This is a genomic window from Parapedobacter sp. ISTM3, from assembly GCF_016533505.1.
Lineage (GTDB): Bacteria > Bacteroidota > Bacteroidia > Sphingobacteriales > Sphingobacteriaceae > Parapedobacter > Parapedobacter luteus.
Map to the genome: position 1 here is coordinate 186,101 of NZ_JAENGN010000007.1, position 21,387 is coordinate 207,487.

General features: G+C 53.4%; 17 protein-coding genes. 10 read left to right on the plus strand and 7 right to left on the minus strand.

Annotation, left to right across the window (positions count from 1 at the left end; genetic code table 11):
- Positions 1-16 precede the first annotated feature (16 nt).
- Positions 17-943: an outer membrane protein assembly factor BamD gene (locus tag JHJ32_RS11785; protein ID WP_079717099.1), complete on the minus strand. Its 927-nt coding sequence runs from the start codon at positions 941-943 to the stop codon at positions 17-19.
- A 193-nt stretch (positions 944-1,136) separates the two neighbouring features.
- Here JHJ32_RS11785 and JHJ32_RS11790 point away from each other — a divergent pair, with 193 nt between their 5' ends.
- The 3 genes from JHJ32_RS11790 to JHJ32_RS11800 all read left to right on the plus strand — a co-directional run bounded on the left by JHJ32_RS11790 (position 1,137) and on the right by JHJ32_RS11800 (position 4,747).
- Positions 1,137-3,695 (plus strand): M14 metallopeptidase family protein, encoded by a 2,559-nt coding sequence (locus JHJ32_RS11790; RefSeq protein ID WP_200121076.1) that lies wholly within the window; start codon positions 1,137-1,139, stop codon positions 3,693-3,695.
- Positions 3,696-3,741: 46 nt separating this feature from the next.
- Positions 3,742-4,026: a NifU family protein gene (locus tag JHJ32_RS11795; RefSeq protein ID WP_079717097.1), complete on the plus strand. Its 285-nt coding sequence runs from the start codon at positions 3,742-3,744 to the stop codon at positions 4,024-4,026.
- A 70-nt stretch (positions 4,027-4,096) separates the two neighbouring features.
- A complete protein-coding gene (locus tag JHJ32_RS11800; RefSeq protein ID WP_079717096.1) occupies positions 4,097-4,747 on the plus strand; it encodes a hypothetical protein in 651 nt (216 codons plus the stop codon).
- A 57-nt stretch (positions 4,748-4,804) separates the two neighbouring features.
- Here JHJ32_RS11800 and JHJ32_RS11805 read toward each other — a convergent pair whose 3' ends face one another.
- The 6 genes from JHJ32_RS11805 to JHJ32_RS11830 all read right to left on the minus strand — a co-directional run bounded on the left by JHJ32_RS11805 (position 4,805) and on the right by JHJ32_RS11830 (position 10,392).
- Positions 4,805-6,022, minus strand: coding sequence for an FtsX-like permease family protein (locus JHJ32_RS11805; RefSeq protein WP_200121077.1), 1,218 nt, complete (start codon positions 6,020-6,022; stop codon positions 4,805-4,807).
- A gap of 5 nt (positions 6,023-6,027) precedes the next feature.
- The gene (locus JHJ32_RS11810; RefSeq protein WP_079717094.1) at positions 6,028-6,669 is read right to left on the minus strand and encodes an MBL fold metallo-hydrolase; all 642 of its coding nucleotides are present in this window, start codon (positions 6,667-6,669) and stop codon (positions 6,028-6,030) included.
- 27 nt (positions 6,670-6,696) lie between these two features.
- Positions 6,697-7,308, minus strand: a complete 612-nt coding sequence (gldD, locus tag JHJ32_RS11815; protein ID WP_370584510.1) for a gliding motility lipoprotein GldD — start codon at positions 7,306-7,308, stop codon at positions 6,697-6,699.
- The gene (locus JHJ32_RS11820) at positions 7,284-8,033 is read right to left on the minus strand and encodes a shikimate dehydrogenase (RefSeq protein WP_200121078.1); all 750 of its coding nucleotides are present in this window, start codon (positions 8,031-8,033) and stop codon (positions 7,284-7,286) included. The genes gldD and JHJ32_RS11820 overlap by 25 nt, the downstream gene beginning before the upstream one ends.
- 81 nt (positions 8,034-8,114) lie before the next feature.
- On the minus strand, positions 8,115-8,870 hold the full coding sequence (locus tag JHJ32_RS11825; RefSeq protein WP_079717091.1) for a phosphosulfolactate synthase: 756 nt from the start codon (positions 8,868-8,870) through the stop codon (positions 8,115-8,117).
- A 118-nt stretch (positions 8,871-8,988) separates the two neighbouring features.
- The gene (locus JHJ32_RS11830) at positions 8,989-10,392 is read right to left on the minus strand and encodes a lipopolysaccharide assembly protein LapB (RefSeq protein WP_079717090.1); all 1,404 of its coding nucleotides are present in this window, start codon (positions 10,390-10,392) and stop codon (positions 8,989-8,991) included.
- Positions 10,393-10,942: 550 nt separating this feature from the next.
- Here JHJ32_RS11830 and JHJ32_RS11835 point away from each other — a divergent pair.
- The 7 genes from JHJ32_RS11835 to JHJ32_RS11865 all read left to right on the plus strand — a co-directional run bounded on the left by JHJ32_RS11835 (position 10,943) and on the right by JHJ32_RS11865 (position 21,221).
- A complete protein-coding gene (locus tag JHJ32_RS11835; protein ID WP_079717089.1) occupies positions 10,943-11,533 on the plus strand; it encodes an RNA polymerase sigma factor in 591 nt (196 codons plus the stop codon).
- A gap of 75 nt (positions 11,534-11,608) precedes the next feature.
- On the plus strand, positions 11,609-12,730 hold the full coding sequence (locus JHJ32_RS11840; protein ID WP_200121079.1) for a FecR family protein: 1,122 nt from the start codon (positions 11,609-11,611) through the stop codon (positions 12,728-12,730).
- Between the two features lie 112 nt (positions 12,731-12,842).
- The gene (locus JHJ32_RS11845) at positions 12,843-16,133 is read left to right on the plus strand and encodes a SusC/RagA family TonB-linked outer membrane protein (protein ID WP_233632612.1); all 3,291 of its coding nucleotides are present in this window, start codon (positions 12,843-12,845) and stop codon (positions 16,131-16,133) included.
- Positions 16,134-16,146: 13 nt separating this feature from the next.
- Complete coding sequence (locus tag JHJ32_RS11850; protein WP_079717087.1) at positions 16,147-17,658, plus strand: RagB/SusD family nutrient uptake outer membrane protein; 1,512 nt, start codon at positions 16,147-16,149, stop codon at positions 17,656-17,658.
- 10 nt (positions 17,659-17,668) lie between these two features.
- Complete coding sequence (locus JHJ32_RS11855) at positions 17,669-18,532, plus strand: PKD domain-containing protein (RefSeq protein ID WP_079717086.1); 864 nt, start codon at positions 17,669-17,671, stop codon at positions 18,530-18,532.
- 11 nt (positions 18,533-18,543) lie between these two features.
- On the plus strand, positions 18,544-19,659 hold the full coding sequence (locus JHJ32_RS11860) for an acyltransferase family protein (protein WP_200121080.1): 1,116 nt from the start codon (positions 18,544-18,546) through the stop codon (positions 19,657-19,659).
- A 5-nt stretch (positions 19,660-19,664) separates the two neighbouring features.
- Positions 19,665-21,221 carry a DUF4832 domain-containing protein gene (locus JHJ32_RS11865; RefSeq protein WP_233632613.1) on the plus strand — a complete coding sequence of 519 codons (1,557 nt, stop codon included), beginning with the start codon at positions 19,665-19,667 and terminating at the stop codon, positions 21,219-21,221.
- Positions 21,222-21,387: the final 166 nt, after the last annotated feature.

Consider the following 21,387-nt stretch of genomic DNA (forward strand, 5'->3'; position numbering starts at 1 on the left):
CTTTTTTCTGTGTAAGTTATTTTTGGGGCATGCCCGCGGGAGGCATATTGTTCGTCGTCTCGTCGTCCGCCAACTTCTCCGAAGAAGCCGTTGCGGTGGCTGCAGCTACGCGGGCCATATAGCTTCTTGCTTGTTCCATGCCTTTTTCGGCGTCTTGTTTTAGCTCGTCTGCGTCCTTGCGGAACTTGCTTTCCGGATAGGCCGATACGAAGCGGTCATAAAGATCCAACGCCTCACTGAAGCGCTCTTCCTGCCTGTGCGGCCGGCTTTGGTTGGCATACAGGTATTGAGCCTTGATGCTCAGGAACTCCATCTCTTCGGCATATTTTGTGTCCGGAAATTCGCGCAGTACATTGTCGAAAGCGATCACTGCGGCCCGGTAATCGTCCTGAAGGCCCATGTCGAGGTAAAGCTTGGCATTGGCAAATGCTTTAGCTTCCAGTTTATCCCGCAGTTGCTGGATAAGATCCGCGGCTTCCTTGGAACGTTCGCTATTTGGATACAGGTTGATGAACAGCTGTAAAGCTTCTATCGCACGGTAAGTATATTCTTGATCGAGCCCCACCTTGGGCGATTCGAGGAAATAGCAGTAGGCACCCATGTAGCGGCATTCCTCGGCACGGCCACTATTCGGGTATGTATCGGTAAACTGCTTGAAATGAAATCGCGCGGATGTATAATCGCGCAGGTAATAATTGGTATATGCCGTATAATAGTAGAGATCCTCAGCCTCAGCCTGACCGCGATATTTCGTCATCAGGTCATCAAATAAGGTGAGGGCCTTGGTATATTTTTTACTATTGTAATATTTTATAGCCTCCTGGTACTTCAGGGCGATGTTATTGCTGGCGCGCAGCTTTTCAAACTTGCTCTTACATCCGGCAGCCATCACGACCAAAAACACCACGGCGGCCCACGCCACTATTCGCCTGTTTATAAACATCCTGCAAAGATAAGTGAATTTAAAATACCTGTCAATTAAATTTTTAGGGGGCAAGATAGGGCGAAAACAGGAAACGGACAAGCGATTTAACAGAGTTTAACAGATCACCCATCGGTCGGGATAATAATTTTTCGGTTACAGCGCTTACCAATCGCGTTATTTTAATTATTTTGCCGCGATCAAATCCGCAAACATGAACATACGATTACCGCTCCCGCTTAGTCGGGCCTTGTTGATTACACTGAGTTTTTGCACCCTATGCCTTACTGCTGTCTTTGCCCAGACCCAATCGCCCAAGGAGTTTCTTGGATACGAGTTGGGTACACGGTTCACGCCCCATCACCGGGTGGTTGCTTATTTTGAGCACGTCGCCGCAACCCATGGTGATGTTAAGCTTGTCCATTACGGAACCTCACACGAGCAGCGGCCGCTTGTTGCGGCATTTATTTCGTCGTCGGCGAATATGGCCAATCTGGAAACCATCCGCAAAGACAACCTCAAGCGCGTTGGTATCGAATCGGGCGAAGCGACGACCCGCATTCCGATTATCTGGCTAAGTTATAATGTCCACGGCAACGAAGCTGTGTCCTCCGAAACGGCGATGAAGACGCTATGGGAGCTCGTAAGCCCAACGAATGCCAATGCAAAAAAGTGGCTGGACAACACGGTGGTGGTCATAGACCCCTGCCTCAATCCCGATGGGCAGGAGCGCTATGTCAACTGGTACAACCAGAAAGCGCACCGCAGGCTACAACCGGACCCGCAATCCGTGGAGCATATTGAGCCCTGGCCCGGAGGCCGGCCCAACCATTACCTTTTCGATCTTAACCGTGACTGGGCATGGCAGGTACAGCGGGAGACACAGGCCCGTATCAGCCTATACAACCAATGGATGCCACAGGTACATGTCGATTTTCACGAACAGGGCATCAACGCGCCGTACTACTTTGCCCCCGCCGCCGAACCGGTACATGCCTTTGTTTCTGACTTTCAGAAATCTTTTCAAGAAACGGTAGGCCGCAACAACGCGCGGTATTTTGATGAAAACGCATGGCTCTATTTCACCCGCGAGGTATTCGATTTATTTTATCCCAGTTATGGCGACAGCTGGCCGATGTTCAACGGTGCGGTGGGCATGACCTATGAGCAGGGCGGCTCGGGCAGGGCCGGCTTGGGCGTTTTGACCGCACTGGGCGATACGCTTACGCTCACCGAACGGATACTGCATCACTTTACTTCGGGGATGGCCACCATTGAAACCGTTTCGAATAATGCGGAAAAGCTGGTGGATGAATATGCAAATTATTTCCGCGAAGGCCGTTCGAACCCGAAAGGCCAGTACAAGGCTTATGTCATCAAGCCCGGGAACAGCCCGGAGCGGCTTACAGCGCTTAAAGAGCTGCTTGACCGCAACGGCATCCAATACGGCGAGGCATCCAGCCGTTCGGGACTGAAAGGCTTTGACTACTTCACGGGGAAGACCGCTTCGTTTGCGCTTGAGTCCGGCGACCTGGTCGTGAGTGCATACCAACCCAAATCTGTGCTGACGCAGACACTTTTTGAGCCCAACCCTGCACTGTCTGATAGCCTTACCTATGACATCACCAGCTGGGCACTTCCTTATGCATACGGGCTTCAGGCCTATGCGCTGGAGACCCGCATCGAGGTGAATGCTGCTGCACAAAGTGCCCCATTCGAGGCCAATCGTGTGGCGGGAACGCCACTGGCCTATGTTGCCCCCTGGACATCGGTAGCGCACGCCCGGTTTGTTTCCGCGTTGCTCGATGAAGGCATCCGCGTCCGTTATGCCGATCGTACCTTCACCGTCGGCGGAAAAACATACCCCGCGGGGTCATTGATTATTGGGCGCGCCGGCAATGAAAAGCGACCGGATTTTTCCAGCCGGGTGGTGCAGCTTGCCAATGATCACGAGATTCGCCTCGACGCGGTGACGACAGGCTATGTCGATACCGGAAAGGATTTCGGTTCGGGCGAAGTGCGGGCTATGCAGGCCCCCAAAGTGGCATTAATTGCAGGCAATGGCACATCATCGCTCAATGCGGGCGAAGTGTGGCATTTTTTTGAGCAGGAACTCGACTATCCCCTTTCCATTTTGGAGCCGCAGCAGCTCGGCTCGGCAGACCTGAGCGCCTACAATACGATCATTCTTCCTTCCGGCAATTACAACATGTGGAGCGATGGGGTTACCAAAAAGCTGGAAGCTTGGATAAGCGCCGGCGGCAAGGTTATCGCGATAGAGGGTGCCGTTGGCTTTTTCTCGGGCAAAGACGGCTTCGGCATCTCCTCGTTTCTGAATGACGATGAGCGGAAGGCAGCAGAAAAAAAACGGGAGCAGGAAGCTGCGGAAGAGCGTATCGCCGACTTCCAGTCGCGTGAGCGAGCAGCAATTGCCAACGCTGTATCAGGGGCCGTGTACGAAGTGAAGATCGATGCTACGTATCCCCTGGGCTTCGGCACCGGCGGAACGTACTATACCCTCAAGAACAGCGGGCGGCGGTACGCATACTTAAAAGATGGCATCAATGCAGGCATCATCCCCGACGAAACCTACTACCGGACAGGATTTGTGGGCGCGAAAGCCAAAGCCGGGATAAGCGCATCATTGGTATTCGGTGTGGAGCACAAGGGACGGGGCCAAGTGGTTTACCTGATCGACAATCCGTTGTTCCGGGGCTTCTGGGAAAGCGGGAAGCTGATCTTCGCAAACGCCCTGTTTATGGTAGGGCAATAATTGAGAAAATATCCGTACCTTTACACTTTTAATAATCATAAAGGTTATGGAACTAAGGGAAAGAGTAGAACAGGCCTTGGACTCCATCCGGCCATATCTTGAGACGGACGGGGGCAATGTGAGTATCGATGAGATTACGGCAGAAAACGTAGTTAAACTGAAGCTTTTGGGATCCTGTGCTTCATGTGCCATGAGCATCATGACGTTCAAGGCCGGCTTGGAGCAGGCAATTAAGAAAGCCGTTCCGGAGATTACCGCCGTGGAGGCTATCAATATCACCGACATGGATGATCCAAATGCCACGATGCCGATTCCGAAGGTCAACGGATAGTTTCGGGCGGGCATTTAACATTATTTAACGGAAAATAAAACTTACAAATGCGTAGCTTTGTTAGCTAATTATGAGGTTATTCCGTAATATATTTGTGATTTTGCTGGTCATGGGAATGGCCGTGTCCTCCTTTGCCCAGCAGAAAAAGCTTGTACAATTCAGCGGTGTTATCCACAATGCAGACACCAACGTGGTGGTACCTTATGTCACGGTCATCAACCAATCGTTCAACAGCCAGACGTTTACGGCGAACCACCAGGGATACTTTTCATTCGTAGCACACGAGGGCGATACCATCCTGTTCCGTTCGGTGGGTTACCGCGCTGCGCAGGTTGTGATTCCGAAAGTCCCGGACGATAAGTATACGGCAATGGTGCATATGACGGCAGAAATCAAAGAACTGCCCGTGGTGACGCCCTATCCCTGGGCCAGTATTGATGAATTCAATATGGCATTCATGTCGCTCGAAATCGCAGACGACGACATTGTTGTGGCCAAGAAGAACCTTTCTCCTGAATCCATAGCGGCCTTGGCGGCAGTGACGCCGCGCAGTGCGGAAGAGATCCAAAACTTCAGTGCCATGCAAAACCATATCCGGCTGTCCAATCAGGCTGTCAACCAACGTATGGCCAACCCACTGTTGAGCCCTTTTGCTTGGGGTAACCTGATTCGCCAGATTGCAGAAGGAAATAAGAGCCGCAGCCGCGGTAATAACCAGTAACGGGCAACCAGCAACAGGAAGCCGTTGGACGTGAACGGCGCTCCACGCGGACGTCAATCAGGATAGCCGTACCGTTTGTTTAACGCTCAGCTGCGAAGACACCGATGAAATCACGGCTGAGACGACAAAGACTGTCAGAAACACGAGCAGAAAATCGCCCGCCCGCATCGCTACGGGATAGACGTCCGTCACCAGGTTTTCTCCCTCGCCGAAGCGGATCCAACCAAAGGTCTGTTGCGATATGCAAAACAGGAACCCCAACAGCAATCCAGCCACGCAGCCCATGAGCGAGATAAGCAGCCCTTCATAAAAGAAAATGCGCCGTATCAGCGTGTGGTTGGCACCCATGCCCATCAACACGGAGATATCTTTCTTTTTGTCGATGACGAGCATCGTGAGCGAACCCACAATATTGAAGATAGCGATCATGCCTGTAAAAGCAATGATGAGGAATACGGCCCATTTCTCCGTGCGGACGATCTTATACAGCGTTGGGTTTTGTTGTTCGCGGTCTTTAACGACATAGCCGTCGCCCAGCGCTGCTGCCAGTGCCCGCTGCACGTTGGCCAGATCCATCTCTTGCGCCACATTGATTTCGATGGCCGAAACCTGTTCGGCCTCGCCCAGCAATTCCCGGGCAAAATCCATGGGCACAATCAGCAGATCATCAAACTCCTGCTGATACTGCAACACGCCCGCCGGCCGTATTGTCCGCATCGTAAATTCTTCTGCCGGATTAAGGCTATTCACTACGCCTTTCCGGGGGGAAAACACTTCTATGCGGCGCAGCTCATCCTGCAGGGAGACGCCCAGTGTGCCTTGTACGCGGGCACCCATGATGGCGTAGGAATCCTCGCCGTGTTTCAGCACAAAATGCCCGTCGTCGAGCAGCGTATCCATAGCCGGTACCGAATCGTCTACGGTCATCCCCTTTAGGGTGCCGATATACTGGGCATCGCCATAGCGAAGCAGTACGCGTTCCTGCAGCACTTCGCTATACGTCGCTACGCCGGGCTGCTTTTTTATCGAGGTTGTCGTTTGCGGATCCAGGGCGAATCCTTTTCCTTTGGTCGCTTCAATGCGGAGGTCAGGCGTGAAGGCACTGTACATGGAAAAAATCAGGTTTTCCAGGCCATTGTAAAACGATAAAATGACGATGAGCGATGCACTGCTCACCAGTACCCCCACGACGCTGATGCCCGAGATGATGTTGATGGCATTGACCGTTTTCTTGGAAAACAGGTAGCGTTTGGCAAAGTACAATGCGAGATTCATGGCTGCTACCCCCGGATAAATGGATTGGTTTTCTTTTCGTATCCAATGGTGGTTTCGGGGCCATGCCCCGGATATACTACCGTATCTTCGGGTAGCGTATACAGACCATGAGTGATGCTATCCAGCAACTGCTGGTGGTTGCCACCGGGGAGATCTGTGCGGCCGATGCTGTTCCTGAAGAGTACGTCGCCGCCGATGAGAAAGCCGTCTGCCGCGCTATAGAAGCACAGATGAGCAGGCGAATGGCCAGGCGCAAAAATAAGCGCTAACGTGTTTTCGCCGAAGGTCACGGTGCCCGATGCCGGAAGAAACGTCTCCCCGATGGGCGATAGGTCGTATCGGATGCCCATCTGCGGGGCGTAGTTCTGTACTTCCATCAGCAAGGGAAGCTCCCCTTCATGAAACTGCGGGAACAAGCCATACGTTTCATGGATAAACCGGTTGCCCAGCACATGGTCGACGTGGCAGTGGGTATTGAGCAATAGCTCCGGCCGCAGCCCTTCGGCATCGATGAAGTTTTTCACCTGCTGTTCTTCGTTGCTGCCATACATCCCCGGATCAATGATTGCCGCTACACCCGTGTCATCATAGAGCAGGTACGTATTTTCCTGGTACGGGTTGCATACGAAAGATTTGATATGGATCATAAGGACAAAGGTAGGGCTTTTTTTGACTCATTTCCAGCGCAGTGTCTGAATGAGCGTATCGATATCGGCCCGGATATAGTCCAATACCGGCTGTATGGAGTCCAGCCGTGGTTTTTCATGAAAGTAAAGTGCTCCGCGCAGGTAATGATCGGTACTGTCCGTCAGAAAAAACTGGATGCTTGAGGCAGCATTTCCCTTGATTTCATATTTCAGGCCATATACGCCCGCATCGGGGCGACTGATGCGCTGCTGGTCGATGGCGGTGGCTTTAACCGTATGGTTGAAGGCAAACGTCCGGGCATCTTCCACCAGCTCGTTAAAGGTTTCCCGGTTGGTCACCGGCACGTAGCTCAGGTGTATGCGAGCATTGAATTGCGGAAATCGTACATCTACCCAGCATGGCTGGGCATCGGCCGTCCGGTCCGGCTCGATGGTGGCGTAGTCGGGCATGTCGAACGCATAGGGGCAATCGGGGGAAAAGTGGTGGTAAGCTCTTTCCGGAAACTCGATACGGAAATATCCCCGTGGCTTGGGAGAATAATCCGCCGAGGTACAAGCCGCCCATGCACTGGCGGCAAAGCCCAAGATCAACAGGTGGCCGAGGTACTTTCGCATCAGGTCATGTTCCAGATGTCCCAATTCCGTTCAGCTTGCCGTTCCAGCATTTCGAGCCCGTTTTTCGTGGCTGCTCCCTGAGCTCTTCCCCGTTTCAGAAATTCCGTTTCGGCGGGATTATAAATAAGGTCATAGAGCAGATGCCCCGGGCCGAGGCATGCATAAGGAATGTCCGGGTAGTTTCCCGTTGCCGGATAGGTGCCTAACGGCGTGGTATTGATGATCAGCGGATGGTCGGCCAAGACGGCAGCATCCAGCTGGGCATACGTATATTGCCCCGGTAGCGGGGAACGGGACACGATCGAATAGCTTATCCCCAGCTGGGCGAGCGCATAGACAACGGCCTTTGCGGCGCCGCCGTTGCCCAGTACCAATGCGCGGTCGTGACCAGGCTGGAGCAGCGGCTTCAGCGATTCCATGAAACCATAGACATCCGTGTTGTAGCCCGTGAGCAGCGGCATGCCTTCCTCCGGCCGTTCGATGCGGATGCAGTTGACCGCGGCGATGGCTTCGGCCTCGGCCGACAGCCGATCAACATAATCCATTACGGCGATTTTATACGGGATCGTTACGTTGATGCCCATAAGCATCGGCTCATCCCTAAGCAGTCGCGGAAACGCTTCAATGGACGAGATGGGATACAGCTCATAGCCTACACCCGCAAGCTGCTCCCGCGCGATCTTGGCGTCGTAATATTTTTTTGAAAACGAATGCGACAGGGGGAATCCGATCAACCCGAATTTTTTCATTCGAATAAATTGTTTTTTTTTAAGGCAATGAATCTTGCACAAATTATGCTTAACCTTCTGTTGGTATTTATGCAGGTTTCATCAAATGAAATTATGAAACGTGTCACCCCGGAGCCCGAGGCGGGTGGTCTCCAATGCAATGATTTCGTTGGTGCTGATGTTGCCCAGGTTCACGTTTGGACCGAGGAGATGGATGAAGTACACCTGCTGTGACTTCAGCGGGGCTTCCCAAATAATTTTTTCGTTGGGTATCTCATTCAGGATCTCATCTACCAGGCCTTGCCGCACCTCACCGGACTCCCGGTACAGGCCCACGTTGCCACTTTCGCGCGATTCCGCAATCAGGCGCCATGTACCCGCTTCAAGCTCTGCCTTCATTAAGGAAATCCATTTATATGGGGCCATGATTTTGGTATTGTCCTTTGACCCGATTTCCGAGATTACCGTGGCGTGCTGCGCCACCTTGGCGATGTATTCGCATTTTTCCTCGTGGGGCATCGTGATGGAGCCGTCCGATATTTCGGCATAGCCCAACTGGTATTTTTCCAACAGGCGTAGGAAATCGTCAAACTGGTTGCGGATGATAAACGCTTCAAACAATGTGCCGCCGAAATAGGGTGCTACGCCCGCGTCGCGGTATACGGCAAGTTTTTCCTCCAATTTAGGGGTGATATAGGCGGTTGTCCACCCCAGTTTGACAAAGTCAATGTAGGCTGCGCCTACGGCCACAAGGTCTTCGGCCTGCCGGACGCTCAGTCCTTTATCCATGACCATGGTCAAACCATTCTTCCGGGGTTTCTGCGTTCGTAAAGGAACGTTGTTCAGCTGAAAATTCATTGATGTGCTACTTGTTGCTGTTGTCGGCTAATGGCATATGCATGAAAAACCATGCATATGCCGGAAAGTTACTGCATATATAAACGTTGCCTTCGCACGTCTGGTATAATCCATGCGGTCAGGACATGTATTTTTTAATGACTTCGGCTATCGCTTTATTATCCCGCAGTTGAGGCAGGTATTCAAACAACACGACATGTTTCTGCGGATCGGCGGCCAAGCCAAGCTCGAGATAGTTCAAGGCCTCGTTATACCGGCCAGCGGCGATGAGGTACGCCACCATGCGGTAGTAGAGTTCTGCCCCGTCCGGATTATTTTTGATGGCCTCTGCGATGGTTTCGATGGCCCTATCCAGTTTATTGCGCTCGTACAGGATCGATGAAAAATCGAGCCAGGCCTCCACATCTACCGGATTGAGTTCGACCACTTTCTCGTAAGCCTGCTCGGCCTCGTCCAGTTGCTTCAGTTTATACCGTGCGTCGGCGATGGCAAACCAGTAATCCGGATTATCCTGCTCAATGTCGAGCGCCTTTTTGTAGAAGTGCAGCGACTCAAAATACCGCTCTTCATAGTCGAGCGTGACGCCGATTCCAAACCAAGCATCCGCCAGGTTGGCATCCAGTTTGACGGCTTTCTTGTAATACGACCGGGCGTCATCCATCTGTTCCAGCTTTTCATAGCATTCGCCGATGGCGCAATACGTTTCAGCGCCCGGTGGCTCGTATTCGAAGGTCTGCTTGTATACCTCAATGGCTTCACTGTATTTATCGAGGTTTACCAATGCGTTCCCCTTGTTGAAATAGGCCGAGGCAAAATTGTCTTTGATGAGGATGGCGTAGTCATATGCATCAATAGCCTCCTCATACCGGCCTAATTTGTGGTACGCGTTGCCCAGGTTGTACCAGCCCGCATACGAGTACGGATCATTATCAATGTATTGTTTGTAAAAGCCAATGCTCTCTTCCTGCTTATCCAGCACATCATAACAAAATGCCAGCTCATACAGCGCATCCTGGTTTTCCATATTCTGCTGCAAGCTGCGCTTGAGGTAGTGGATGGCTTTTTCATAGTCGCCCTTATTCTGATACAACAAGGCTATCTGCAAGTAAATATCATCGGTGTTTTCTGCCAGATCCAATGCCTTGTTGAGACTTCGGAAAGCTTCATCATAGCGCTCCAGGTTGCCCAGGATACCCCCTTTTATTAAGTAGATATCGCCCTCTGAAGGTTCAAGCGTCTCGGCTTTGTCAAGTGACTCCAGAGCTCGGGAAAATTGGCTGGTAACGGCAAAAAGCTGGGCCTGTTTGAGGTAAAAAACAGCGGCAAAGGGGTGCTGGCTTACAGCATACTCCACCACTTGCAAGGCTTTGATGGGATCATTCTTATCCATATAGTAGTCAATAATCCCTTCAAAAGCCTGTGTGTCAAAAAAGTACTGATCCTTATTGCGAATCATTTCTTCATAACGTGCTACCGAAAATTTAGGATCTTCGGCAGGCCCATATTCGAAATCTTCTTCCATCTATACTCCTAATTTTAAGAACTAATGCGGGGCTTTCTCCCCCTGATGTCAGTCACAGTTTGATGATTACAAAATAGGAATTTGTTGGCTGATGTTGTCAACACAAGTTTTCAACAATTCGGTATACATCGGTCTAAACCACACAAAATCATTCAATTATCCGGTTGGTATTTGTCTATAACCTGATTGGGGTTTAAGCTGTTCCTATCCGTCGTTTGTTCGTTTCCCACCATGACTGCTTCTAATATTAATACAAAGATACACATAAAGAAGCGAAAAACGTACCAATGAAACATGGTTGTTGCGTAAGGCATAAGGGGAAAGCGCGGTTGACGCAGGCAAAAAATTGAGCAACCGTTTGCGTGTGGGCTGCGCTTGGCAGATTGGATTTCTTTTGTTAGCATTGCGATAGTTATACGCACCAATTGTAAAACGACAAATCAACATTGAGGATACACGTTGATGGTTTGCCAGCGGCTGTAGGGGAGTTTGGCACCGGATAGGAAGCATCGGTGCCGGACTGGGGAATCGTATCAAAACGAACAAGCGCATGGAGCAAAACGAACTTCTGCACCGGATCAGTAACGATGATGAGGTAGCATTTGCCTGTCTTTACCGGACATACCAGCCCGGCATGCGGTTTTTTTTCATGCGGTATGTCCATGCAGAAGCATTGGCCGAAGATCTTTGCCAAGAGCTGTTCATCAAACTGTGGAACAACCGGAAGCAGCTTGCTGACGTACGCGAATTCAGGCCCTACCTCCATGTACTTGCGCGAAACCTGGCCGTCAACGCGCTAAAGCGGATTTCCGTCTCCCAGCGGGCTTTAGGCGAATTGCTTATCCACTATAGCGGCCGCCAGGACGCCGCCGATCGCAGGCTGGTTGATCGTGAGTACGACATGCTGCTTGAAGAGGTCCTATCCCGGTTGCCCCAACGGTCGCGTGAAGTATTCAACCTGTGCCGGGAGCAAAGCAAGAGCTATGATGAAGCGGCAAAAGCCCTCGGCGTTTCCAGAAATGCCATCAAAAACCATATGGTCAGCACCCTCAAAGTCCTGCGGGCTTTCGCCGAAAAGCAATTAGGCGTTACCTTGGGCCTCATTGCCAGCCTGTTGGCAATATTTTTCGCTGGACACTAAAAAAAATCGATTTTCTGCTACCCTATCTGTCCGGCAACCTGTCCTTGTATTAAACAGGGCGAAGACGAATGCATCATGGATAAAACCGATTTTTACCGGGAGCTTATCCGGCGGTACAAGAACAAGACAGCCACAGACGACGAGCTGGAGGTATTTTTCCAGCTGGTCCGTGAAGGGAAGCTGGATGCTTTGCTGGCCGACGAGATGGATCACGACCTGGGCGATGACAGGCACCATGTGCCGATTGTCCGGCGCAGGCGTCGCCATTATATCATGGCGGCGGTGTTGCTGCTCGGTCTCGGCATTGCCTATACGTTTTACAGCCGCCCGCTTCGCTCGCCGGTTCACCCGTTGCCTTTACTTGTCGCCGAGGATGTCCCCGCGGGGGGCAACCGGGCTACACTTACCTTGCCAGATGGCTCCCGCATAGCGTTGGACGATGCCCGGATCGGCGCAGTGGCCGAGACAGCCGGCGTACGTATTGACAAAACCAAAGATGGGCAGCTGGTATACCATGTGGGCCAAGCTGCGTCCCCGGGCCATTCAACTGGCGGGCAGCCCCTGCACGCGATCAGCACGCCGCGCGGTGGGCAATACCAAGTGGTGCTGCCCGACGGTAGTGACGTTTGGCTCAATGCCGATTCCAGGCTACGGTTTCCGCCGGTCTTTACGGCCGGCAGACGGGAGGTATACCTCGAGGGCGAAGGCTTGTTCGACGTAGCGCACGCCGATCAGCCCTTTATCGTTCACACGGCCGGACAGCAGGTGCAGGTCTTGGGCACGGCATTCAATATCCGGGCATACGCCGGCGAGCCGATTATCCAGACCACGCTATTGCGGGGCAGTGTGGCCATCAGCCCGTTGCAGGGAAGCAGCGGTCCGCTGCGGCTTAAACCCAACCAACAAGCAGTGTTGAACCGGCAGACCCTAGCCGTGGCGGTGGCGAATGTCAACGCCCAGGAATATGCCTCATGGAAAAACGGTTATTTCACATTTGCCAATACGGCGCTCGCAACGGTCATGCAAGACATCGCCCGGTGGTACGACGTTACGATTGACGTTGACCACATGCCCAACAAGAAACTATATGCCGTGCTTCCGCGGGATGTTTCGCTGGCAACGCTGTTGGAGATGATCGATATGACCAGCGAAATCAAGTTTGAGCTAAAAGAAAGGAGGGTACGTTTGGTTAAGTAATCTACTACAAGCCAAAAAAACCGGAAGTGCTGCAACACCCCCGGTGCAATTAGGCAATCCCTGTCAATTCAATAGCGATCATTAACAATTTAACCACCTAATTCACAAATGTATGAAATTTAGCAAACATGCATGTAGCATTTTCCTTGCCATGAAATTGACCGTTTTCTTTACGCTTTGCTTCAGCCTATGTGTCGGTGCCGAAGCATTATCGCAGGAAGTCAGTCTGCGGGTAAAAAACGCTTCCTTGGAAGAAGTGCTCCGGGAGATAAAAAGCAAAACCGGCTATACGTTTATTTATGATGCCGAATACTTACGGGAAGCCGCACCCATCACGGTTGATCTTCAGAAAGGCTCCGTCGAGCAGGCGCTGAAAGCCGTCTTTGCCGGACAGCCGTTCCGTTATGTGGTGAGGGAAAAAACCATCATCGTCGTACGCAAAAAGGAGGATCTATCGCCACAGCAAGAGGAGTTCGTCGTCCGCGGCACGGTCAGGAATGGCCTCGGCGAACCGATAGATGGGGCGAGTGTGCTGGAAAAAGGCACGGCAAACGGCACTTCCACGAATGAAGCCGGGACCTTTTCCCTGCGGCTGCGCGCAAAAGGTGCGATACTCGTCATCCAGTCTATCGGCTACAAACCGCAGGAAGTGCCTGCCGCTGAAGCCAATCTCACGATTGTCTTGGAGGAGGAGCAGTCTTTGCTGGATGAGGTCGTCGTCAGCGTGGGGTATAGCCAGGTGAAGGCCGAGGAGCTTACGAGTGCCGTCAGCGTTGTCAAAGCGGACAAGCTGATGGATGTCACGGCGAACAACGTCGGCACGATGTTGCAGGGCAAGATTCCGGGTTTGCAGATCATCAACAGCTCCGGACAGCCCGGCGCTGCACCCGAGATACGCCTACGTGGCGTGTCTTCCATCAATGCTTCGCAGCAGCCGCTGGTCGTGGTCGATGGGATTATCGGGGGCAATTACGACCCCAACGATGTGGAAAGTATCACCGTATTGAAAGACGCGGGAGCCACCGCCATGTACGGTTCGCAGGCCAATGCCGGCGTACTGATCGTGACGACTAAAACAGCCACGCAGGACAAAAATACGTTCGAGGCGCGCCTGACGACCGGCATCAAAACGGCCGATTTCGGCACCATGCAGATGATGAGCGGGGCCGAACTCTACGAACACCATAAGCAGTTTTACCGGGACTACATCATCGGAGAGCAAAACAATACCTACAAGATTGACCTGTTGAAGTTTTACAATGAGCGCCCGCTCACACTGCGCGATCAGGACTATAACTGGTTGAAAGAATCTTTCAGCTCAGCGCCAACCACCAATGCCTATTTTTCCGTCCGGGGCAAGACGGATAAAAACAGCTATTATGCGGCCGTTTCATACTATGATGAAGTCGGTAGTTTCCTCAATACCGATTATAAGCGCCTCAACCTGCGCGCCAATACCGAGTATCGCTTTTCCGAGCGGCTCAAGGTGCGCAACAACTTGAACCTGAGCGCCAGCATGGGCAGGAGTTATGACTATATGGATATGTATTACACCTTCTTAAACCTGCCCTGGGACAATCCGTATGACGAAAACGGTGCTCCGCGCTATGTGGATGGCAATGTGCCGTTCAGGTGGTGGTCGCGAGACAAGATCAATCCGGTGCATACGATCGAAAATTCCGATCATCCTTACAAAGGGTTTGATGCCAACTACGATTTCACGCTGGACTACACGATCACGCCATGGCTTACCTTTTCATCGTCCAACCGTTTATCCGCAGGCTACAACAAGGGCACCAATTACTTTTCGCCCGTCGTTGCCGGACAATACCACGGCACAGGTTACCTGGATGAGTCCAATTCGCTATTTTATGGCGGTATTTCGACCAACCTCCTGCGCGTAAATACCGATTTTGGCAAGCACCACATCAATGGGCTGGCCGGCGTTGCTTTCGAAGGTGGACGCAGCGAATATTCCGGCGGCTCCGGCCGTGGTTTGCCCGAGGGCCTGCGAGTGCTCAATGTAGTGTCAAACAACCAGATGGTAAACGGGTATTTCGACCGGTCGGCATTACAATCGTTCATCTCGCAGGTCAACTATAATTACGACAGCCGGTATTTCCTTACGGCATCCTACCGTATAGACGGCTCGTCGGCATTCCCCAAGGGCAACCAGTACGCTGGTTTCCCTGCCATATCCGGAGCCTGGTTTGTCAGCAATGAGCCGTTCCTGCACGATCATGCCGTTATCAGTTCGCTCAAACTGCGGGCCAGCTATGGGGTCACGGGCACGCAGGATATCGGCAGCACCCGTTTTCTTGGTCTTTTTGCGCTTTCCAGCCAGTACAACTCAAATGTGGCTGCTATTCCTTACCAGCTGGCCAACCCCGGCCTCACCTGGGAGGGCAAGCACCAGTATAACGTAGGCGTTGATCTGTCCCTGTTCAGGCGTGTCAACCTTACGGTAGACGCCTATCGGAACATCACCAAAGACCTGTTGCTGCAAGTGTCGCAGCCACCGTCCATCGGCTTTGAAGTGCGGTGGGAAAATGCCGGCAATGTGGTAAACAAGGGCTTGGAGATCGGGCTGGATGCGCAGCCCGTGCAGTCGACCCACTGGGATTGGAATACAGGCGTGGTCGTCAGTTTCAACAGCAACACGCTGTCGGGCTTACCCAGCGAGATCATCCGTACCACGTCGCGCAGCGTCTCCCAGATCTATCGCAATGGCGGCCGCCTTTACGAATTTTACATGCCCAAATGGGCCGGTGTAGATTCGCAGACCGGCGCACCGCTGTGGGAGAAGCTGATCTACGATGCCGAGGGATCCGCAGTGGCAAGGGAGCTGACCTCCAATTATGCCGAAGCTACCCATCAGGAGGTCGGATCTGCGTTGCCCCGCTATCAGGGCGGGTTCAACAACGCGCTGCGTTACCGCAATATCACGTTGCAGGTCAATACCGCCTTCAGCTACGGCAACAAGGTGTTCAGCAACGACCTGCGCTATGTGTTCAACGATGGGCATGAGCCTTATTACAATCAGGTCAAGCGCCCGGAGGGCACGGTCATCTGGACCAAGCCCGGAGATATCGCCACGGAGCCCAGTCCGCAGAATGCGGCCAATTCGGCAGAGCCATCCTCCCGTTTCCTCATGGATGCAAGCTATTTCCGCATCCGCAACATTGCGTTGTCGTATGACCTGCCCTCCGCGTTCGTCAGCAAGCTGCGGCTTTCGGGGTTGACGGTGGCGCTGACGGCAGACAACGTCTATACGTTTACCAACTTCCTGGGGCAGGATCCGCAAACCACCATCGTTTCGGAAAGCTGGACCATGCCGGGGGTCGCTGACTTCAAGTACCCGAACAACAGGCAATTTTTAATTAACATCAGTTGTAGGTTTTAAACGATTAAGAAACATGAGCATCCGTATATTTTTCATCATCATACTCGGAGGATTATTCAGCACCAGTTGCAACCTGGTTGTCGAACCTTCCGATTCGCTTACTACCGGCACGCTGGTCACGACGAGCGACGGCCTCCGGAACGCCCTGAACGGCGCATATTCACTATACAAAGACCATGTCGAATTCAATGGTGTCGTCAGTTCGAACAACATGTACCTGCGGCAGTATTTCCAGCTGGCCGATTTTGCCAGTGACGACATCGTCTGCGGGCAGGTCACAACCGATCCGCTCTGGTACAGCTTTACGCAGGATCACACACCTACGCAGGCCAATACCCGATTTTTCTGGTATATCTCTTATAAGATCATCAACACGGTTAATACAGTTATCGAGGCCGTCGAGCAACAGGGCGGCACCGATGCAGCCACCGAGCAATTGCTCGGCGAGTGTTACTTCCTGAGGGCGTTCACCCATTTCAATTTGGTGCGGCTTTTTGCCAAGCCGTACACCCATGATCCAAACGCTCCGGGCGTCATCCTGCGGCTGGCGCTTGACGAGCCCGCAGCCAAGGAGCGCGCCACCGTGGCGGAGGTCTACCAGGCCATCATTGCTGATGCCGAGCGGGGTGCCTCGTTGATGAACAATCCCCGTGGGGCGCAGTATGCATCTAAAGAAGCTGCCTGGGCATTGCTGTCGCGCGTGTACTTATACATGGAAAATCACGAGGAGACTATCCGCTATGCGGACCAGGTGATCAATTCCGGGCGGTTTACGCTGACGACACCCAGCACTTACCCGTCGTTATTTCCCAATGCCGTGTCGGCCAGTGAAACCATTTTCTGTGTCGCATTCACCAGCGTTGATGATTACGGCCGGGGCTCTATCGCGTCGATGGTGTATTCCGATGGCAATTCCGGGTGGGGGGAAGAATTTGCCTCCGCCTCGCTGCGCGCCCTGATGGAGGATCATCCCGAAGACGTGCGCTGGCAATACATCGAGGCGCTGAAAGACGAGTCCGGGCAAGTGAGGCGCCTGAATGGCATTCCCATTTATTACATCAAGAAGTTTTCCTATCAGGATGGCAACCCCAACCTCAGTTCGCCCATCATGTTCAGGCTAGCCGAATTGTACCTAAACCGTGCGGAAGCCAAGGCAAAGAGCAACCGCGCGGCGGAAGCTTTGGATGATCTGGACATCATCCGCAGCAACCGCGGACTGGCAGCCCACCGCTATGACGGGCAACCGCCCGCCGGGCTTACCGCATTGGAAGCCGTCTGGAACGAACGCCGTATCGAGCTGGCCTTCGAGGGGCATCGTATGTTTGACGTATACCGGAATAAGCAAGATCTGGTGCGCGATTATTGGGGCTACCACCTGGTGGGCCTGCGTGAGTCTGACATCGACCACTCGCGCCGGCCCGCAGGTTTTGCCAACATCCGGCTGGACTGGCAGCACCCTCGCAGCATCTACCATATTCCCATCGATGAAGTATTAAGTAACCCATTAGTCACCCAAAATCCCTAATGCGACCAAGATGAACAAACTCCGCTATCTAATCACCGCAGTGGCCATCGGGTTGATGGCCGGCGGTTGCACCAAATTCCAGACCACACCCACTCCCGAAGTGGATATCCTGTTTGCGCTGGAAATAACGGGCAATGAGGTCCTATTCATCAACAAGACGGAGGGCGCCCAAAGCTTCCGCTGGGATTTCGGAGACGGCAACGAGTCGACCAGCGAAAGCCCGGTGCACCAATATCCCGGCAAAGGCAAGTACGTGGCCACGCTTTATGCTACGCTTCCCAACGGCAACACCTATGAAGGCTCCACCGTTATCAACATTGCCAAGACCTCGCCCGTGCGGATTGACGACAACACGCTATCCGATTGGGAGGCCGTGACACAGCATGTCATTGATCCCGGTTCTGCGGGAGGTATTGTCAACGAAGTCAAGCTGGACTATGACGGAAACTACCTCTACCTGTACGTCGATCTGGACAGCCAGCCCCAGGCGGGCGATATTTTTGATTTTTACTTGGATAGCGACAACAATCCGGGCACGGGTCTGCTTACGGGCACGTTTTCCGGGGGTGGCTACGATATTCTGTTGGAAGGCCCCTTGCTTGCCGGCAGTATGGACGTATTTTACCATGAAGGCCCGCAATCGGGATTTACTTTTGCCCAGCAGTCCATCCCTGACTATTACACCCTGGGTACGGTGGTAACCGCAGGCGGCCGTACACAATTCGAGCTGCGTATAGAGCGCGGCAAGCTCAAGGGGCTCACCGGTGGCGGCTTGCGGTTGGGTATGACCGTCACGAAGAGCGACTGGTCAGCGCAGCTTGGGCGCGCCCCCGGTGAAGGGCAGCCCGCCTACCTATTACCTATGGACGAATAACCCCATACAACATGGAACAGACCCAGACAACCTCATCGCCCGCGCGCGTCCTTTCGCTGGATGTGATGCGCGGTTTGATCATGATTCTGCTTGCTGCCGAGGCCTGTGGGCTTTATGAAGCCCTTGCCCATGCCGCCCCGGGCGGGTTGGCACACGCCGTGGTAGGCCAGTTTTTCCACCACGAATGGCATGGTCTCTATGCATGGGACCTCGTGCAGCCCGGCTTTATGCTTATTGCCGGTACATCCCTTTACATCTCATGGACGCGCAAAACCCACCAGGGTATCAGTTGGTCCGCCAATTTCAAGGCTGTCGCCTGGCGGTCGCTGAAGCTGTTTGCTTGCGGGGTAGCCCTGCACTGTGTGTATTCCGGCAGGCTGGTGTGGGAGCTTTGGAATGTGCTTACCCAGCTCGCCGCCACGACGCTGATTGCTTATCTAATTATCCGGTGGCCGGCGATGTGGCAGTTTGTGTTTAGCTTGGGTTTGCTGGTACTTACGGAGTGCCTGTACCGCTGGGTTGCCGTACCGGGCTATGACCGGCCGTTCGTCAAGGGCGAAAACTTCGGTGCCTACTTCGATCACCTGATCATGGGCAAGCACAATGCCGGCGGCTGGGCCGCCATCAACTTCATTCCCACGGCTGCCCATACCATCTGGGGCGTGCTGGCCGGTAAGCTGTTGATGAGCAATGCATCGCACGCCGCTCAGATACGGAAGCTGGTTGCCGTAGGTGTGGCTGGCCTCGCTGCAGGCTATCTGCTCGACTGGACATCCGTGACACCTGTCATCAAGCGCATCAGCACCTCGTCTTTTGTGCTTGTATCCGCAGGCTACATCCTGCTGTTTATGGCCTTTTTACGGTGGCTGGTAGACGTGCAGCGGTACGATCGCTATGCATGGGTGTTTGTCGTAGTGGGTATGAATCCCATTTTTATTTACCTGTTTTTTGAAACGGTGGGCAAGCAATGGTTCAATGGCACCGTCGGCATTTTTGTCGGCGGTGCGTTAGCACCGTTGGCCGTGCCCGCCAGCGTCGTTGCCATCGCCGTGGCACTGGCTGCGCTGTTTCTGGAGTGGCTGCTGTGTTACTGGCTATACCAAAAGCGAATCTTTTTCAAACTATGATTACGATGAATCTTATCACAAAAACCTCTATCGCCATGGTGGGCGCGGCCTTGCTTGCTTCCCTGCTCATTTATGCCTGTACGCAGGCGGCGGGCGATCTACCCCTGGTACAGGGGGTGCATATCACGTTTAGGGAGAGCGATGCCGATTTCCCCAACCCCGAGCGCGGGTTCTACCGCTATTCGGAGACCCGAACCAGCAATTTCACCCCGCTGGACGCCGAAACGCTGCGAAGCTACCGCGACCCGCAGCTTATCGGCTCGGCCAACTACAGCGTGGTCAGCACGCTGGTATTTCGCTATTATATCTTGGATAATTTTCGGGACGGCCCGATTTCGGCGGCTATTCTCGACGCCCTGGATGCCGAAATGGATGCGGTACGGGCCGCCGGCGTCAAGATCATCCCCCGGTTTGTCTATACGGTGACGTCCACCGGCGGCGACTGCCCTGAAGGGTTCATCTGTCCGCCATACGGCGATGCGCCCAAAGCGGTGGTGCTGCAACACATTGAGCAGCTTACGCCGTACTTCAGGCAGCATGCCGATGTCATTGCCTGCGTACAGATGGGATTCATCGGCACTTGGGGCGAGCAGTATTATTCGGATTATTTTGGCGACCCATCGGGCAATGGCGGGCAGGGCTATCGCCTTACCGATGCCAACTGGCGGGATCGGCTGGACGTACTGCAGGCGCTATTGGCCGCCGTACCGGAAGACCGGATGGTGCAGGTGCGCTACCCGCAGTTCAAGCAGCGATACGTATATGGTATTGATGCACCTGTCGATGCCGCGCCCCTGTCTGCAGACGAAGCCTTCACCGGCACGGACAAGGCACGCATCGGCGTGCACAACGACTGCTTTCTGTCCGGGCCGAACGACATCGGCACGTATGAAGACTATGGCAATGACAGCAGCCCGCGCCTGTCAGACGCCGCCGTGGTAAACGCCCTCCGCAACTACATGAAAGCGGAAGGCCAGTATGTAGTCGTTGGCGGCGAAACATGCAGCGATGACTATAGCCCGCAGAACGATTGTGAACCGGCCGGAATTGCCCAGCAGGAGTTTGCAGCCATGCATTACAGCTACTTAAATGCACATTACAACCACGCAGTAAACAATGATTGGCAGGATGGCGGCTGTATGGACGCCATCAAGCGCAACCTTGGGTACCGGTTGGTATTGAAGGAAGCAACCCTGCCCGACCAAGCCTTCCGTGGTGCGCAGGCGACGTTGTCCATCACGTTGGAAAACAAGGGGTATGCGCCGCCGTTCAACCGCAGGTTGCCGATCCTTGTTCTACGGCAGGTATCAGGAGGTGAAGAGGTGGCTATCCCGATAGCGCACGATGTGCGGACGTGGAAAACAGGGGTTATTCAGCTGAATGCGCAGGTCAGCATCCCCCAAGATATGGCGGCGGGCGAGTATGAGCTGTTGCTCCACCTGCCCGATGCTTATGATACCCTTGCACACCGCCCGGAATACAGCATCCGGCTGGCCAATGAAGAGGTCTGGGAGGCCGCTACGGGCTACAACCGGCTGCATCATACCGTGCAGGTCAAGTAGTGCTGCTGCTCAGGTAAGACGACTTCTGTTTGTTTCCAGCTGTTGGGTTTTTGGCCTGGGAGCGTGAACAGCGTGAGCGTTCCAGTCAAAAACCCAACAGCTGGAAACATGGAAAATTTTCAACACCTAAAAATTGCCATGCATCCTTCCAACGCTGAGGTACCAC

Coding starts and splice junctions, on each gene's coding strand:
- JHJ32_RS11785 (WP_079717099.1), bottom strand. CDS start 943: ATGTTTATAAACAGGCGAATAGTGGCGTGGGCCGCCGTGGTGTTTTTG.
- JHJ32_RS11790 (WP_200121076.1), top strand. CDS start 1,137: ATGAACATACGATTACCGCTCCCGCTTAGTCGGGCCTTGTTGATTACA.
- JHJ32_RS11795 (WP_079717097.1), top strand. CDS start 3,742: ATGGAACTAAGGGAAAGAGTAGAACAGGCCTTGGACTCCATCCGGCCA.
- JHJ32_RS11800 (WP_079717096.1), top strand. CDS start 4,097: ATGAGGTTATTCCGTAATATATTTGTGATTTTGCTGGTCATGGGAATG.
- JHJ32_RS11805 (WP_200121077.1), bottom strand. CDS start 6,022: ATGAATCTCGCATTGTACTTTGCCAAACGCTACCTGTTTTCCAAGAAA.
- JHJ32_RS11810 (WP_079717094.1), bottom strand. CDS start 6,669: ATGATCCATATCAAATCTTTCGTATGCAACCCGTACCAGGAAAATACG.
- JHJ32_RS11820 (WP_200121078.1), bottom strand. CDS start 8,033: ATGAAAAAATTCGGGTTGATCGGATTCCCCCTGTCGCATTCGTTTTCA.
- JHJ32_RS11825 (WP_079717091.1), bottom strand. CDS start 8,870: ATGAATTTTCAGCTGAACAACGTTCCTTTACGAACGCAGAAACCCCGG.
- JHJ32_RS11830 (WP_079717090.1), bottom strand. CDS start 10,392: ATGGAAGAAGATTTCGAATATGGGCCTGCCGAAGATCCTAAATTTTCG.
- JHJ32_RS11835 (WP_079717089.1), top strand. CDS start 10,943: ATGGAGCAAAACGAACTTCTGCACCGGATCAGTAACGATGATGAGGTA.
- JHJ32_RS11840 (WP_200121079.1), top strand. CDS start 11,609: ATGGATAAAACCGATTTTTACCGGGAGCTTATCCGGCGGTACAAGAAC.
- JHJ32_RS11845 (WP_233632612.1), top strand. CDS start 12,843: ATGAAATTTAGCAAACATGCATGTAGCATTTTCCTTGCCATGAAATTG.
- JHJ32_RS11850 (WP_079717087.1), top strand. CDS start 16,147: ATGAGCATCCGTATATTTTTCATCATCATACTCGGAGGATTATTCAGC.
- JHJ32_RS11855 (WP_079717086.1), top strand. CDS start 17,669: ATGAACAAACTCCGCTATCTAATCACCGCAGTGGCCATCGGGTTGATG.
- JHJ32_RS11860 (WP_200121080.1), top strand. CDS start 18,544: ATGGAACAGACCCAGACAACCTCATCGCCCGCGCGCGTCCTTTCGCTG.
- JHJ32_RS11865 (WP_233632613.1), top strand. CDS start 19,665: ATGAATCTTATCACAAAAACCTCTATCGCCATGGTGGGCGCGGCCTTG.